Origin of the sequence: Spiribacter pallidus (assembly GCF_040838495.1) — a bacterium.
GTDB classification, from domain to species: domain Bacteria; phylum Pseudomonadota; class Gammaproteobacteria; order Nitrococcales; family Nitrococcaceae; genus Spiribacter; species Spiribacter pallidus.
This window is the reverse complement of the sequence record NZ_JBAKFM010000001.1, coordinates 176,268-189,937: the sequence shown is the minus strand read 5'-3', so window position 1 is coordinate 189,937 and position 13,670 is coordinate 176,268. Positions and strand designations below refer to the sequence as shown.

At 64.5% G+C, this 13,670-nt stretch carries 12 protein-coding genes and 1 other RNA gene; 8 read left to right on the top strand and 5 right to left on the bottom strand.

Going from position 1 to position 13,670, the window contains the following annotated elements; translation table 11 throughout:
* Window positions 1-2: 2 nt before the first annotated feature.
* Complete coding sequence (locus tag V6X73_RS00925; protein WP_367958200.1) at window positions 3-1,643, top strand: sulfatase; 1,641 nt, start codon at window positions 3-5, stop codon at window positions 1,641-1,643.
* Between the two features lie 5 nt (window positions 1,644-1,648).
* On the top strand, window positions 1,649-2,827 hold the full coding sequence (locus V6X73_RS00920) for an FAD-dependent monooxygenase (RefSeq protein ID WP_367958201.1): 1,179 nt from the start codon (window positions 1,649-1,651) through the stop codon (window positions 2,825-2,827).
* A 7-nt stretch (window positions 2,828-2,834) separates the two neighbouring features.
* Here the strand turns inward: V6X73_RS00920 and chrA are convergent, their stop codons facing one another.
* Window positions 2,835-4,016: a chromate efflux transporter gene (gene chrA, locus V6X73_RS00915; RefSeq protein ID WP_367958202.1), complete on the bottom strand. Its 1,182-nt coding sequence runs from the start codon at window positions 4,014-4,016 to the stop codon at window positions 2,835-2,837.
* Between the two features lie 59 nt (window positions 4,017-4,075).
* On the opposite strand from chrA, the gene ffs reads away from it, so the two are divergent.
* The 6 genes from ffs (at window position 4,076) to V6X73_RS00885 (ending at window position 9,130) form a co-directional block, all read left to right on the top strand.
* An RNA gene (ffs, locus tag V6X73_RS00910) (signal recognition particle sRNA small type) lies at window positions 4,076-4,172 on the top strand.
* 47 nt (window positions 4,173-4,219) lie between these two features.
* Window positions 4,220-5,872 (top strand): DNA polymerase III subunit gamma/tau, encoded by a 1,653-nt coding sequence (gene dnaX / locus V6X73_RS00905; protein WP_367958203.1) that lies wholly within the window; start codon window positions 4,220-4,222, stop codon window positions 5,870-5,872.
* A gap of 9 nt (window positions 5,873-5,881) precedes the next feature.
* Window positions 5,882-6,202, top strand: coding sequence for a YbaB/EbfC family nucleoid-associated protein (locus V6X73_RS00900; protein WP_367958204.1), 321 nt, complete (start codon window positions 5,882-5,884; stop codon window positions 6,200-6,202).
* A 10-nt stretch (window positions 6,203-6,212) separates the two neighbouring features.
* The gene (gene recR, locus V6X73_RS00895; RefSeq protein ID WP_367958205.1) at window positions 6,213-6,812 is read left to right on the top strand and encodes a recombination mediator RecR; all 600 of its coding nucleotides are present in this window, start codon (window positions 6,213-6,215) and stop codon (window positions 6,810-6,812) included.
* 206 nt (window positions 6,813-7,018) lie between these two features.
* The gene (locus V6X73_RS00890; protein WP_367958206.1) at window positions 7,019-7,450 is read left to right on the top strand and encodes a universal stress protein; all 432 of its coding nucleotides are present in this window, start codon (window positions 7,019-7,021) and stop codon (window positions 7,448-7,450) included.
* 21 nt (window positions 7,451-7,471) lie between these two features.
* Complete coding sequence (locus V6X73_RS00885) at window positions 7,472-9,130, top strand: BCCT family transporter (protein WP_367958207.1); 1,659 nt, start codon at window positions 7,472-7,474, stop codon at window positions 9,128-9,130.
* Here the strand turns inward: V6X73_RS00885 and V6X73_RS00880 are convergent.
* The 4 genes from V6X73_RS00880 to V6X73_RS00865 form a co-directional block, all read right to left on the bottom strand.
* The gene (locus V6X73_RS00880) at window positions 9,127-9,843 is read right to left on the bottom strand and encodes a 3'-5' exonuclease (protein ID WP_367958208.1); all 717 of its coding nucleotides are present in this window, start codon (window positions 9,841-9,843) and stop codon (window positions 9,127-9,129) included. The two genes, V6X73_RS00885 and V6X73_RS00880, sit on opposite strands and share 4 nt — an antisense overlap.
* Window positions 9,840-11,762 carry a DUF294 nucleotidyltransferase-like domain-containing protein gene (locus V6X73_RS00875; protein WP_367958209.1) on the bottom strand — a complete coding sequence of 641 codons (1,923 nt, stop codon included), beginning with the start codon at window positions 11,760-11,762 and terminating at the stop codon, window positions 9,840-9,842. The genes V6X73_RS00880 and V6X73_RS00875 overlap by 4 nt, the downstream gene beginning before the upstream one ends.
* Window positions 11,763-12,746, bottom strand: a complete 984-nt coding sequence (gene cysB / locus V6X73_RS00870) for an HTH-type transcriptional regulator CysB (RefSeq protein ID WP_367958210.1) — start codon at window positions 12,744-12,746, stop codon at window positions 11,763-11,765.
* A 106-nt stretch (window positions 12,747-12,852) separates the two neighbouring features.
* Window positions 12,853-13,536 (bottom strand): Bax inhibitor-1/YccA family protein, encoded by a 684-nt coding sequence (locus tag V6X73_RS00865; protein WP_367958211.1) that lies wholly within the window; start codon window positions 13,534-13,536, stop codon window positions 12,853-12,855.
* Window positions 13,537-13,670: the final 134 nt, after the last annotated feature.

The window sequence follows — 13,670 nt, the reverse complement described above, 5'->3', positions numbered from 1 at the left end:
AGATGATTGCGCGCGGATTGCCGGCTGTGCTGCTGGTCAATCTGTTGGTGGTCGGGCCCGAGTGGTTGATGCCCTATGCCGCGTTTCCCCATCCCTGGCTGGCGGCCGAGGCCTTGCTGGTTGCCGGTGTCATGCTGCTTGTCCCTCGGCCCTGGGCATGGATAGCGGCGGTGGTGCTGTCGCTGGCGGTGATGGTGTCGGTGGGGCTCGCGCTGTCGGATCTGGGCACCGGTTTGGCACTGGGCCGGCCCATGAATCTGCTAATCGACCTGCCGCTGGCGGCATCGGTGGAGCATCTTCTGCGCGGCGCCGTCGGGGGGCCGGCCGCCTGGGCCATCCTGGCAGCCGGGCTGGCCGCCGTCGGCTACGCGCTCTACGGATTGTCCCGCCTTTTGTACCGCATGGCGCCGGGGCAAGCCGGCATGGCGTCGGTGCTGGTGGGCGTGGCGATGGTCGGTGCCGGGCTTTTGCTGCAACACCACCGGGATGCGTGGCCCATCGGCCGGGCGGTGGATGCGCCGGCACTCATCCGCTATACCGACCAGGCAGATCGCGTCCTGCGCACGGCCGCCGAGCGACGGGCATTCGCCGATGCCCTCGCCGTACCCCAACAGCCGATACAACGGCGGATGGCCAGTTTACAGGGACGGGATGTCATCCTTGGGTTCATCGAATCCTATGGCGTGAGCTTTTTGCGTGACGCGCGCTACCGGGTCACGGGTCAGGCCGCGCTCGAGCACCTGGCCGGCGAGCTGGAGGCCGCCGGACTGCAGGCAGTGACGACATCGATGCGCTCGCCGGTCCAGGGCGGGCAGTCGTGGTTGGCCCACGGCAGTGTATTGAGCGGCCGCTGGATCAGTAACCAGATCCGCTATGATCTTTTTCTGGATACGCCCCGGCCTTCACTGATCCGCGATTTCCACCAGGCAGGCTACGAGACCGCCGCGGTGATGCCCGCCATCACCCGGACCTGGCCGGCGGGCAGGCAATGGGGCTACGACCAGATTCATGATCATGCCCGCATTGAATATGCCGGTCCGCCGCTCAACTGGGTGACGATGCCCGATCAATACACCTGGCATTACTTCCAGCGCGCCATCCGAGCGCCAAGCGCATCGCCGGTTTTTGCCGAGCTCGCGCTGATCAGCAGTCATGCACCGTGGACCCCGGTGCTGCCAACCATTGACTGGTCCCGGGTGGGGGATGGATCGGTGTTTCACCGCTGGGCGGAGGCGGGGCCGGCGCCCGGCGTGGTCTGGGCCGATCGCGACCGGGTCCGGCGGCACTATGCGCGGGCGGTGGACTATGCCCTGCGCACCGCCGGCGAATGGGCGGCGCGCGATCTGGGCGATGGGATCTTGATTCTTTTGGGGGATCATCAACCCGCGCCGCTGGTCACCGGCGAGGGCGCCTCCCGGGCGGTCCCTGTGCATATCATCGCTCGCGACAGGACACTGCTCGAGGCTTTCGTGGCGCGGGGCTTTCGCCGCGGTGTGATGCCACCGGCAAAGGCCCTTGGAACACTCGCTGATCTGCGCAGTCACCTGTTGGCCGTATTTGATGGTGAGCCAACGGCTGGCGCTGCCGTACCTGCCGCGGCCTCGGGTGCTGTGGCACCATCGCCGGAGGAGATAAAGGAGTAGCCGCGATGGACAACGAGGGCATTGTGATTGTCGGCGGTGGCATGGTGGGGGCTGCACTGGCGGTGGATCTGGGCCAGCGGGGCATTCCGGTGCGACTGCTCGAGGCCCGGCCGCCGCAGATGCCCACGGCTGATGAGCCGCCCAGACTCCGTGTCTCGGCACTCAATCAACGCTCCATAGAGTATCTGCAAAAGCTCACCGCCTGGCCGGCATTGCAAAGCGGCCGTGTCGCCGATTTCGACGAAGTTTTGACCTGGGATGTCAGCGGCAGCGGCCGGCTTCGCTTTACCGCCCTCGAGCTGGGGCTCGAGCGGCTGGGCGTTTTTCTGGAAAACGATCACCTGCAGGCCACCCTGTTGGAGATTGCCCGAACGCTGTCAGCGGTCCGGGTGGATGCGCCGGTCGAAGGCCTGGAGATCGAGTCCACCGAAGATGGGCCCCGGCTTGTGATCGATGGCGAGGGGCCACTCGATCCCGCCCTGATCGTCGCCGCCGACGGGGGTGGATCGCCCTTGCGCGAAGCGGCGGGAATCGGCAGCTGGCAGGGGGACTACCATCAACACGCGGTAGTGGCCAGTGTCCGTACGAATCCCCCGGCGGCGACCTGTACCTGGCAGCGGTTTACCCCGACGGGGCCGCAGGCCCTGCTGCCGTTGGCCGGTGGTGATGCCTCACTGGTGTGGTATGTCGACCCGGCGCGGGCCGAGTCGTTGGCGCAACTCGATGCCGATGCTTTTGTGCGCGAGCTCGAGACGGCCTTCCCCGAAGCGCTGGGCCTGGTCGAGACCCTCCACGGTCGGGCCCACTTCCCGATCCGCCGGCGCCATGCCCGTCGCTACTGGCAAGGCAATCTGGTGCTTGTGGGCGATTCGGCCCATGTCATTCATCCACTGGCGGGGCAGGGGGTCAATCTGGGTCTGCGGGATGCCCGGGACCTCGCCGGTCGCATCGCCGAGGCCCACCGCCTTGGCCTGCCGTCCTCGCATCCGCCACTGCTTGCCGCCTATGAGCGGGCAAGACGGCCGGACAATCAGCTCATGCAATCGACCATGACCGCCTTCCATTATGGATTTACAACGCCATTGGGTCCGCTGGCCGGTCTCCGCAGCGTGGGGCTTCGGCTGGCCGGGCATGGCGGCTGGGTCAAGCGCCGGGTGCTGCGTTATGCCCTTGAGGGGCGGTAGCGCCGCCCTAGATGCCAAGCGCCGGATAGATCCGCTGGGCAAGCCCACCGGCGATGGCGCAGCCGGCGACAACCCAGTAGACCGGCACCCGGGTTCGGGCGAGCATCACCAGGGCGACGGTGGCAATGATGGCATCCCCCGGCCCTTGCACCGCACGGGTGAGGATGGGGTCATAGAGCACGGCGGCGATCAGCCCGACCACCGCGGCGTTGACCCCCAGCAACGTCTGGCGCATGGCTCGATACTGCCCCAGGGTCTGCCAGAATGGCAGCAGGCCGGCGACCAGAAGCAGTCCGGGTGCGAAAAGCAGCACCACCGCCAGCAGTCCGGCCATCAATGGGGTTTGCGGCATGACCTGAGCGCCAAGAAAGCCGCTGAACGAAAAAACAGGGCCGGGGATTGCCTGGGCGGCTCCGTAACCGGCCAGAAAACGCTCCGAGTCGATCAACCCGGGGGCCACCAGGCCCGACTCCAGCAGCGGCAGCACCACATGGCCGCCGCCGAACACCAGCGAGCCGCTGCGGTAGAGCACCCCCCAAAGCGGTGACTGGCCGAGTGCCGAGAGACTGAAAACCGCCAGCCCCAGGCCGAAGATCAGCAGCAGCCCGGCACCCTGGCGGCGGCTGATGGGGACATTCAGCGTGGTCGGCGGCGTTGCCGGCGGTGAGAGAAAAAAACCGGCCAGTACGCCACCGGCCACGATCATGGTCAGTTGGCCGTAAACACCGGGTATCAGCAACGCCCCGGCGGCCGCGAACGCAGCAATGCCGGCCCTTCGGGCATCCGGGCAGAGTTGGTGGGCCATGCCGATCAACGCGTTGGCCACCACGGCGACGGCGCCGAGCTTCAGCCCATCGATCCAGCCGCCCCCTTGCCAGGCCTCGAGGCTTGTCAGCCCCATCCCGAGTGCGATCATCAGTGCTGCCCCGGGGAGGGTGAAGCCGAGCCAGGCGGCGATCCCGCCGATCAGTCCGCCGCGGTGGATGCCAATGGCAAAGCCGGTCTGGCTGCTCGAGGGCCCCGGCAGCATCTGGCATAGCGCAAGCGTCTGGGTGTAAGCCTCGTCGGTGAGCCAGCGGCGTTCTTCCACCAGCCATCGGCGATAAAACGCCAGATGCGCCACCGGACCGCCAAATGCCACGCATCCAAGGCGGAGGAAGACCCAGAAAATTCGCGCCGCCTCGGGCATGTTGTCATCGCTCCTCTCGTCGGCGAGCCGGACAAGCTGCTATCATTCGCCTGCGGTGGCGCTGGTCCCCTCGCGACGATAAACCGTCAACCCCGTCAGGCCCGGAAGGGAGCAGCGGTAGCGGTGGACTCGGGCGCCGGGGTGTGGCTGGCGCCCCGCCTTTTCCCATCCTCGTCGGTGCGCTCGATGCTATACTGCTGGGCATGAGTTATCAGGTGCTTGCCCGCAAATGGCGCCCGCGGACGTTCGCGGAAATGGTCGGACAGCGCCACGTCCTCCAGGCGTTGAGTAACGGGCTTGCCAACGGGCGGCTGCATCACGCCTACCTGTTCTCGGGGACGCGCGGCGTTGGCAAAACCACCGTGGCGCGCATCCTGGCAAAATGCCTCAACTGCGAGCGCGATGGTGTCACGGATACGCCCTGCGGGGAATGCGCTGCCTGTACCGAGATCGACGAGGGACGATTTGTCGATCTCATCGAGGTGGACGCCGCCTCGCGCACTAAGGTCGAGGATACCCGGGAGCTGCTGGATAACGTCCAGTACGCCCCCAGCCGAGGGCGGTTCAAGATCTATCTGGTGGACGAAGTGCATATGCTCTCCACCCATAGTTTCAATGCCCTGCTCAAAACCCTCGAAGAACCACCGCCGCATATCAAGTTCCTGCTGGCGACCACCGACCCGCAAAAGCTCCCGGTGACGGTGCTCTCGCGCTGTCTGCAGTTCAATCTCAAGCCATTGTTGCCGGGATTGATGACCGGACAGTTGCAGCATATCGCCGAGGCCGAGGGGATCGATGCCGAGCCCGCGGCGCTGGATCTACTGGCCCGTGCCGCCGATGGCAGCATGCGGGACGCCCTCAGCCTCATGGATCAGGCGCTTGCGTTTGGCAGCGGCCAGCTTCGGGCCGAGGCCGTTGGCGAGATGCTGGGGACGTTGTCGAGCGGTCTGCTTTTTGATCTGCTCGAGCGACTCCTCGACGGTGACGGCCATGCAATGCTGGCGGTCATCGATCAGATGGCCGGCACGGCACCGGATTTTGCCGATGCGCTGGCAAGGCTGTTGGATATCCTCCATCGCCTGGCGCTTTATCAGATGACACCCGAGGTCATCGACCAGTCCGACCCCGACGCCGAACGCCTCATCGCGTTGGCCGGTCGGCTGGACAGCGCCACCGTGCAGTTGCTTTATCAAATCGCGCTGCATGTCCGCCGGGATCTGCCCCTGGCACCGGACCCGCGCAGCGGGTTCGAAATGGGGATGATGCGCATGCTCGCCTTCTGGCCCGAGCCCGCCCCCTCGGCGGAGACGCCGTCGGCGGCGGCATCATCCGCGGGCGCGCCATCGCCAGCCGTGTCGCCGCCATCACCATCGGCATCGGGGGGTGGGTCACCGCTTCCAGCGGATGCGCCAGAGACCGCCGCCGGCCCCACACAACCCGCGCCGCCACAGCCATCGGCACAGCCACAGGATATCGATGCGCTGGACTGGCATCATCTGGCCGCTACGCTGCCGTTGAGCGGGATGGCCCAGGCACTGGCGGATCACTGCCAGTGGGGTGGCCGTGAGGGTGATCGGGTGACGTTGCATATCGACACCGCGCACCAGCACCTTGTCAACGAAACCGTCACCGGGCGACTGGCCGATGCGCTGTCCCGCCATTTTGGCACCCCATTCAAAGTCCAGGTGCGCGTCGCTCGCGTTGAGGGCGACACGCCGGCGGATACCGCCGCGCGGGCCGAGAACGAGCGTATGGCCGCCGCCCGCGAGGCGATCGAGCAAGACCCCAATATTGCAGCGCTGCAGGAAACCTTTGGCGCTGAAGTAATCGAAGATTCCATACGGCCACGGGACTAGGAGCGGCGAATGAAAGGCGGACTCGGCAACATGATGAAGCAGGCCCAGCGCATGCAGGAAGAGATGCAAAAAGCGCAGGCCGAACTGGCAGAAATGGAGGTGACCGGACAGGCCGGTGGCGGAATGGTCAGTGTAATCATGACCGGGCGCCATGAGGTGCGGCGAGTCAGCATCGACGAGAGTGTCTACGACGATCGGGAAATGGTCGAGGACCTGGTGGCCGCGGCCTGCAATGACGCCGTCCAGAAGCTTGAGCAGGTCACCCAGGAGCGGATGTCCGGATTGACCGACGGGCTCAATCTGCCCCCGGGCATGAAGATGCCGTTCTAGGCCCGGCGCTGTGTCCTACTCGCCCCTGGTTCAGCAGTTGATGGAGGCCTTTCGCTGTCTGCCCGGCGTAGGGCCCAAGTCGGCGCAACGCATGACTTTTTCGCTGCTGCAGCACGACCGACAGGGCGCCCGTTCTCTGGCCGCGGCGCTGCAGCAGGCCGCCGAGGCGGTGGGGGAGTGCCGATTGTGCCGTAACCTCACCGAGGCCGAGGTCTGCCCGCTTTGCCAGAGCGAGCGCCGGGATGGCCAGGTGCTGTGCATCGTAGAAAACCCCTCGGATGTTCAGGCGCTCGAGGAGGCGACCGACTTTCGGGGGCGATATTTTGTGCTCAAAGGCCGACTCTCGCCACTGGATGGGGTGGGGCCTGCAGAGCTTGGCCTGGATGTCCTCGAGCAGCGCCTCGCCGATGGCGAGGTGACCGAGCTGATCCTTGCCATCAGCCCCACGGTGGAGGGCGAGGCCACGGCTCAATACGTCGGCGAAATGGCGCGTCAGGCGGGGGTCGGGGTTAGCCGGATCGCCCACGGCGTGCCGCTTGGCGGCGACCTCGAGTATGTCGATGCGGGTACGCTTTCCCATGCATTCGCCGGGCGCACCAGTGTTGGCTGACCGCCGCCGTCCGCACAGGATCAATCCAATGGCCGGTTGACGGCCGGGGATGCTCTACCGCAGCCTGTAGAACGATTATTGATGGTGACGCGGGCGGTCGGGTTTAACACGCCCCAACGCGACACCGGTCCTTTTGCCTGACCGGCAGACCCTGACTTTCTCAAAACCGCCTGCTCACTCGTTTTTGAACGCAGGGAGCATGTGGAATGTTCAAAAAAATCCTCGTCCCGGTGGATCTGGCACATCTCGAGGCCATCGGTCGTTCGCTGACCGCCAGTGCTGACCTGGCACGCCACTACGGCAGTGAGGTCTGCTACCTGGGGGTGACGACCAGCACCCCGGGCAGTGCTGCCCGCAGCCCCGAAGAGTATGAGCAGCGGCTTCGCGAGTTTGCCGAGCAGCAGGCCAAGGTCCATGGCCAGGCGGTGCGTGTCCACTGTGTCAATTCGCCCGACCCGGTGGCCGATCTGGATGAAGTGCTGCTCAAAGCCATCAAAGAGACCGATACGGACCTCGTTGTCATGTCCACCCACCTACCCAAGCATCTGGACGCCGTGATTCCGGCCCACGGCGGCAAAGTCGCCGCGCATACCGATGTGTCGGTGTTTCTTGTCCGTCCTGAGGATCACTCGGCGTAAGGCAGCAAGGGAGCGAGCAAAGTGAGCGAATCGAATAACGAACTCGAAGAAAACCCCGCTGTGGGTGTCCCGGCCCCCGAAGGACCGTCGGATCTGATTGATACCGACTATGTCATCGGCCAGGACAATGTCACCGCCACCAAGTTCGGGATGGATCTGGACCTGCATGGCAAGGTGTTCACCATCTCGGCGCTGGTGATTCTTTTTTTCGTCATTCTTACCCTCGCGCTGCAAGACTCGGTTGCTCCGGTCTTTGATGGCATGCGCGTGTGGCTGACCAGCAACATGGCCTGGTTTTTCCTGCTTTCTGCCAACATCTTTGTGTTGCTGGCGGTGGCACTGATCTTCACGCCCCTGGGCCGCGTCCGCATTGGCGGCGCCCACGCCAGCCCCGACTTCAGCTACGGCGGCTGGTTCGCCATGCTCTTTGCCGCCGGCATGGGCATTGGTCTGATGTTCTATGGCGTCTCCGAGCCCATTACCCATTTCGGCACCGCGCTGGGTGGCACGACCGTGGAAGATGGCGTGCGCACCGACTGGGCGCCGCTTGGCGCAGCCGGTGGCGACGAACAGGCCGCGGTGTCGCTGGGCATGGCCGCCACCATTTTCCACTGGGGACTGCACCCATGGGGTATTTACGCGGTGGTCGCCCTGGCGCTGGCACTTTTCTCGTTCAACAAAGGGCTACCGCTGACTATGCGTTCGGTCTTCTATCCGCTGCTGGGCGAGCGGGTATGGGGCTGGCCCGGTCATGTCATCGACATTCTGGCGGTGTTCGCCACCCTCTTCGGTCTGGCCACCTCGCTGGGGCTCGGGGCTCAGCAGGCCACCGCCGGGCTGGAATATCTCTTTGGCATACCCGCTGGCGATACCACGATGGTTCTGCTCATTATGGGCATTACCGCGGTGGCGCTCTTATCGGTGATGCTTGGCGTGGACAAGGGCGTGCAGCGGCTCTCGCAGCTCAACATGAGCCTGGCCTTTCTGCTGCTGGCCTTCGTGGTGGTGGTCGGGCCGACGCTGCTGATCGCCACCGGATTTTTCGAATATCTTCTCGCCTATGTCACCCATCTGCCGGCGCTGTCCAACCCGTTCGGGCGTGAGGATGCCAACTTCACTCAGGGCTGGACGGCCTTTTACTGGGCATGGTGGATCTCCTGGTCGCCCTTTGTCGGGATGTTCATCGCCCGGGTCAGTCGTGGCCGCACAGTACGGGAGTTCCTCATTGCCGTGCTGGTGATCCCGACCCTGATCTCGGTGCTGTGGATGACGGCGCTGGGCGGCACCGCCATTGAGCAGTTCCTCGGCCAGGGCTTCAGCGGCGTGCGGGAGGCCGCCCTTGAGCTCAAGCTCTTTGTGATGCTGGGCGAGCTGCCGCTCACGGCGATCACTTCGTTTGTGGGCATCTTCCTGGTGATTGTGTTCTTTGTCACCTCGTCCGACTCCGGGTCGTTGGTGATCGATTCGATCACCGCTGGTGGCAAGGTGGATGCGCCCAAACCGCAGCGGATGTTCTGGGCCATCATCGAGGGGGCCATTGCCATCGCCCTGCTGCTGGGTGGTGGACTGGGGGCGCTCCAGGCCGCCGCCATATCCACCGGGCTGCCCTTTACGCTGGTGTTGCTGGTGGCCTGCTACGCGGTGATCCGCGGGTTGATGTCCGAACCGCGGGCCAGCTAGACCCAGAGCTCACCCACCGGCGTGGTCGCGTCGTAGTGGTGCTGGATCTGTGCCTGCAACAGCTCGGCGGTTGCCAGGGCATCCAGCACCGCGTGGTGGGTTCCATAAGCCGGCAGCCCGTAGCGCTGCCGGCAGTCGTTCAGGCGTAATGACGCCGGCGGCCGTCCCAGCCAGTGCCGCAGCCGGGCAAGCCCGCCGCGGCGGTGGCGGCGTGCCTCGAGCTCCATGGTGTCAATCAGGGGAAAGCGCAGCGGTTGCCGGAGCTCTTGTTCGAGGGCGCGCTGCAGAAAGCGCCGTTCGAGCGGGTGGTAATGCACAACGGGCAACCGACCGGCCAGCGCCGTGAGCAGATCGGTGAGAATCTCGGCCATGGTGGGCGCCTGTTCGGTATCGCTATGGGTGATGTTGTGAAAGCGCACCGATTCACCGCTCAACCCGGTGGGTGGGCGCAGTACCCAGTGCCGCCGATCGCTGAGTCGGATGCTCGACAGGGTGAAGGGCAGCAGCCCGATGCTCAGAATGGCGTGGCGGGCAGGGTCCAGCCCGGTCGTCTCCAGATCGATGGCGATCAGGGGCAGTTCGGCGACCGGCGCTGACGGGTCGTGGGGGAAATCCCGATAAAAGCCGGCCAGACGGGGGTCACGGGCCTGCTCGCAGGCGCCAGCCATCCAGCTCGCCCAGTCCGATGCAGCGCCGCGCGACTGGGTGTTCATCCGCGGCCGGTGCTTGCCGGTCGATCACTGGTCATGGGATAGCGAAAGCGCAAAAATTTCTGGGCCTGGCTGAGTGCGCGGAAGGCGTCCTTGATGGCCGCACGCTCGGCACTGGGGACATTCTCAGGTTCGATATTGTTGTCCGGCTGCCGGTCATTCTGGATGTCGATGGCCTGATGCCGAAGCCGGGTATGACTGAGGATTTCGAGCGCATCGCGCAGGCGATCGGCGACGCCGGGGCCGAGCAATTGGGTCTCGGCAATATCATCGAGCCGCTCGAACGAATTCTGCGCGCGTGAGCCGCAGGCCAGCGCATGAATGCGGATCAGATCGGTCAACGGCGCCGTGCCACGGCGCTTGACGTTGATGGAGTTGTTCTGGCGGCCATCCTTTTCCATGACAAAGTCGCGAAAAAAACCAATCGGCGGGGTGCGATTAAGGGCGTTGCGCGCCATGGCCGCCATGAACCGCGGGCTGCTGCCGGCATTCTCGGCAATCAATGCCTGCAGGCTCTCGACGTACCGCTCCTCGCCGTGGACATTGTCCAGGTCGAAAAAGATATTGCTATGCAGCAGCCGTTCCGGATTGGGATCATCGATCCAGCGGCAAAAATACCGCTGCCACTGGGCAAGGGGCTGACGCCAGCGGGGGTTGGTGGCCATGATGTCGCCCTTGCAGTAGCGATAGCCGCAGGCATCAAGCCCGTCACTGACGCGGCGTGCCAATCGACTGAAATACTCATCATGGGCACCGGGGTCGAACCGGTCATCAAGCACCAGCGCGTTGTCCTGATCGGTGACCAGGGTCTGCTCGCCCCGGGCCATCGAGCCCATCACCATGAATGCATAGGGCACCGGAGGCGGCCCCAGCTCGGCCTCGGCCAGCTCGATGATCCGGCGCATGAAGCTGCGGGCGATCGACGCCAATGCCGTACCGACGGTGCGCGAATCCGCTCCCTCATCGATCATTCGCACCGCCGACTGCCAGACATCCGGCTTTAGGGTGGCGAGGGCCTGAACGCTGTCGCTCGCCAGAATGCTGTCGATCAGATAAAGGCTGCTCCGGGTCTCGAACCGCACGACATCCTGGAGCTGAATCAGCCCGATCGGTCGCCGGCGATGCAGGACCACCAGATGGGCGACATTGTGGCGGAGCATCGCCAGCATGGCCTCCTGGACGGTCTCGTCGGACTGCACCGCGATGAGATCGTCATGCACGATCTCGCCGATGGGGGTTTGATGATCGCGGCCGGCGGCGATGATCTGGCTGCGTAAATCGGCGTCGGTGACAATGCCCTGAACCTGCCAGAGATGGCCGTCGGCATCGGCGTAGGTATATCGCGGGTCATCGCCTGGCTGGTCCACCACCAGCAAAGCGGCGCTGGGCTCGTCGGCCAGACGCAGCGCCGCGGTCTGTGCGCTCTGCCAGGCCTCGATGATCAGCGGCTCGCGGGTCAGCAGTTTGCGGATACGGGTGCTCATCAACTCGCTGCCCTGACCCGCCGTGCCGCCACCGGTCTCGAGCCGGGGGCGGCCCAGTTCGATGAAATCGGAAAACTCGTGACTGGCGTCACAAAGCGCATCGAACGTCGCGGCCGGGATGCGGTAGATCAGCGTGTCTTCGATGGCAACCGCCGGGTAACGGACCCGTCCGCCGCGCAGCAGGCCGTAGTGTCCGAAGATCCCGCCGGCGCCCAGTCGGTCAAAAAGATCGCCGCTGCGGCGGTAGACCTCGACCGCGCCGCTGCGCACATAATAGAGCGCGTCGATGGGCTGACTGGCCTCGAGAATCTGACTGCCGGCGCGGAAATAGGCGATCTCCACCGCCTCGGCGACCTGATCGAGCCATTCGTCATCGAGCGCATCAAACGGCGGGTACGCACTCAGATGCCGCCGGATTTCCAGGATCTCCGGGTCCATTCAGCCAACCGCTGTCATGGCCGATTCCAGCGCTGCCATGAGTCTCTCCCGCTCTTCAGGGTGACGACTATCGAGGACAGACTGAACCCGCTCGGCGTTCAGATGGGGGGCGAACATTTCGATGAAGGCGAGCATGTATCCGCGCAGGTAGGCATTGCGCCGAAAACCGATCCGCGTTGTGCTGGTCGCGAACAGGTGGCTGGCATCGAGGGCGACCAGACCGTGATCGCGCTCTGGCTCGAACGCCATGCTGGCCATGATGCCCACCCCCAGGCCCAGCTGGACATAGGTCTTGATGACCTCCGAGTCGGTTGCGGTAAAGACAACCTCCGGTGAGAGGCCCTCGGCGCGGAATGCCTCATCCAGCCGGGAGCGACCGGTAAACCCGAACACGTAGGTGACCAGCGGATGCCGGGCAATGGCCGCCAGGGTCAGCGGTTGTTCGTCGCAAAGCGGGTGGCCCTGCGGAACGATAATGCTTCGGTTCCAGCGATAGCACGGCAGCATCACCAGATCGTCGTAGTGCTCGAGCGCCTCGGTGGCGATGGCAAAGTCGACCTCGCCGGCAGTGGCCATCTCGGCGATCTGAACCGGCGTGCCCTGGTGGAAATGCAGTGTCACGTCGGGATAGCGCCGGCGGAATGCCTCAACGGCCGAAGGCAGGGCGTGCCGCGCCTGGGTGTGGGTCGTGGCGATGCTCAGACTGCCCTTTTGCTGATCCGAGAACTCTTCGGCGACCGCGGTGATGTTCTGCGTCTCGGTGAGTATCCGCTCGGCGATTTCGACCAGCGATCGGCCGGCCGGGGTGAGGCCGGTAAAGTGCTTACCGCTGCGCTCGAAGATGGGGACCCCAAGCTCGTCCTCCAGCAGCCGGATCTGCTTGCTCACCCCCGGTTGTGAGGTATAGAGCGCCTCGGCGGCGGCCGAGACGTTCAGCCCCCGACGGGTGACCTCGACGATGTAGCGGAGTTGATTGAGTTTCATGACGGCTCCGGTAATAAAGCCGCGATTATATATTCCCCAGGTCAATAAAAAACCCCGCCCGGCGCGCCGGACGGGGTCGGTCAAGCCGGCTGTCCCCGGCGGTCTGTCAGCGCTCGCCGGCGAAGGCCGAAAGCAGCTGCAACAGGCTGAGGAAGAGGTTGTAGATGGTTACATACAACGTGATTGTGGCCATGATGTAGTTGGTCTCACCACCGTTGATGATCTCGCCGGTCTGGTAGAGGATCAACGCGCTCATCAGCACCACGAATGCCGCGCTCACCGCGAGCGAGAGGGCGGGAATCGAGAAGATGATGGCGATGATCGAGCCGGCAAAGGCCACGAGGATCCCGGCAAAGATAAAGCCTCGCATGAAGCTGAAATCGCGCCGGGTGGTCAGCGCATAGGCCGATAGCCCCAGAAACACCATGCCCGTGCCGCCCAGGGCCATCATGACCAGCTCGGCCCCGTTGCTAAAGGCGCTCAGATACAGGCTGATGATCGGGCCGAGGGTGAAACCCATAAAGCCGGTCAGCGCAAAAACACTCACCAGGCCCCAGACGCTGTTGCGCAGCGTGGTGGTGAGAAACAGCAACCCGAAATAGCCCCCCAGCACAAGCAGCCAGTGCATGGGTGGGGCGTTGGTGGCCATCGCCACGCCGGCCATGACCCCGCTGAAGAGCAGCGTCATGGCCAGCAACGCATAGGTGTTGCGCAAGACCTTGTTGGTCGCAAGTACCGAGCCGCCGGCCGCTGGCCGGGTTGCGGTCACGGTCCTGAAATCCTGAGCCATGGGCGTTCCTCCTGAAAACGTATAAGGCACACACTGTCCAACATGCCATTAGATCGATGTGCTGTCACGTTGGTTCAATCGGTTGTGTTGCAGGGGGACGGTAAAAGCCTTAGTGTCCGCCGCTCTTTATATCG

Coding starts and splice junctions, on each gene's coding strand:
- V6X73_RS00925 (WP_367958200.1), top strand. CDS start 3: ATGATTGCGCGCGGATTGCCGGCTGTGCTGCTGGTCAATCTGTTGGTG.
- V6X73_RS00920 (WP_367958201.1), top strand. CDS start 1,649: ATGGACAACGAGGGCATTGTGATTGTCGGCGGTGGCATGGTGGGGGCT.
- chrA (WP_367958202.1), bottom strand. CDS start 4,016: ATGCCCGAGGCGGCGCGAATTTTCTGGGTCTTCCTCCGCCTTGGATGC.
- dnaX (WP_367958203.1), top strand. CDS start 4,220: ATGAGTTATCAGGTGCTTGCCCGCAAATGGCGCCCGCGGACGTTCGCG.
- V6X73_RS00900 (WP_367958204.1), top strand. CDS start 5,882: ATGAAAGGCGGACTCGGCAACATGATGAAGCAGGCCCAGCGCATGCAG.
- V6X73_RS00890 (WP_367958206.1), top strand. CDS start 7,019: ATGTTCAAAAAAATCCTCGTCCCGGTGGATCTGGCACATCTCGAGGCC.
- V6X73_RS00880 (WP_367958208.1), bottom strand. CDS start 9,843: ATGAACACCCAGTCGCGCGGCGCTGCATCGGACTGGGCGAGCTGGATG.
- V6X73_RS00875 (WP_367958209.1), bottom strand. CDS start 11,762: ATGGACCCGGAGATCCTGGAAATCCGGCGGCATCTGAGTGCGTACCCG.
- cysB (WP_367958210.1), bottom strand. CDS start 12,746: ATGAAACTCAATCAACTCCGCTACATCGTCGAGGTCACCCGTCGGGGG.
- V6X73_RS00865 (WP_367958211.1), bottom strand. CDS start 13,536: ATGGCTCAGGATTTCAGGACCGTGACCGCAACCCGGCCAGCGGCCGGC.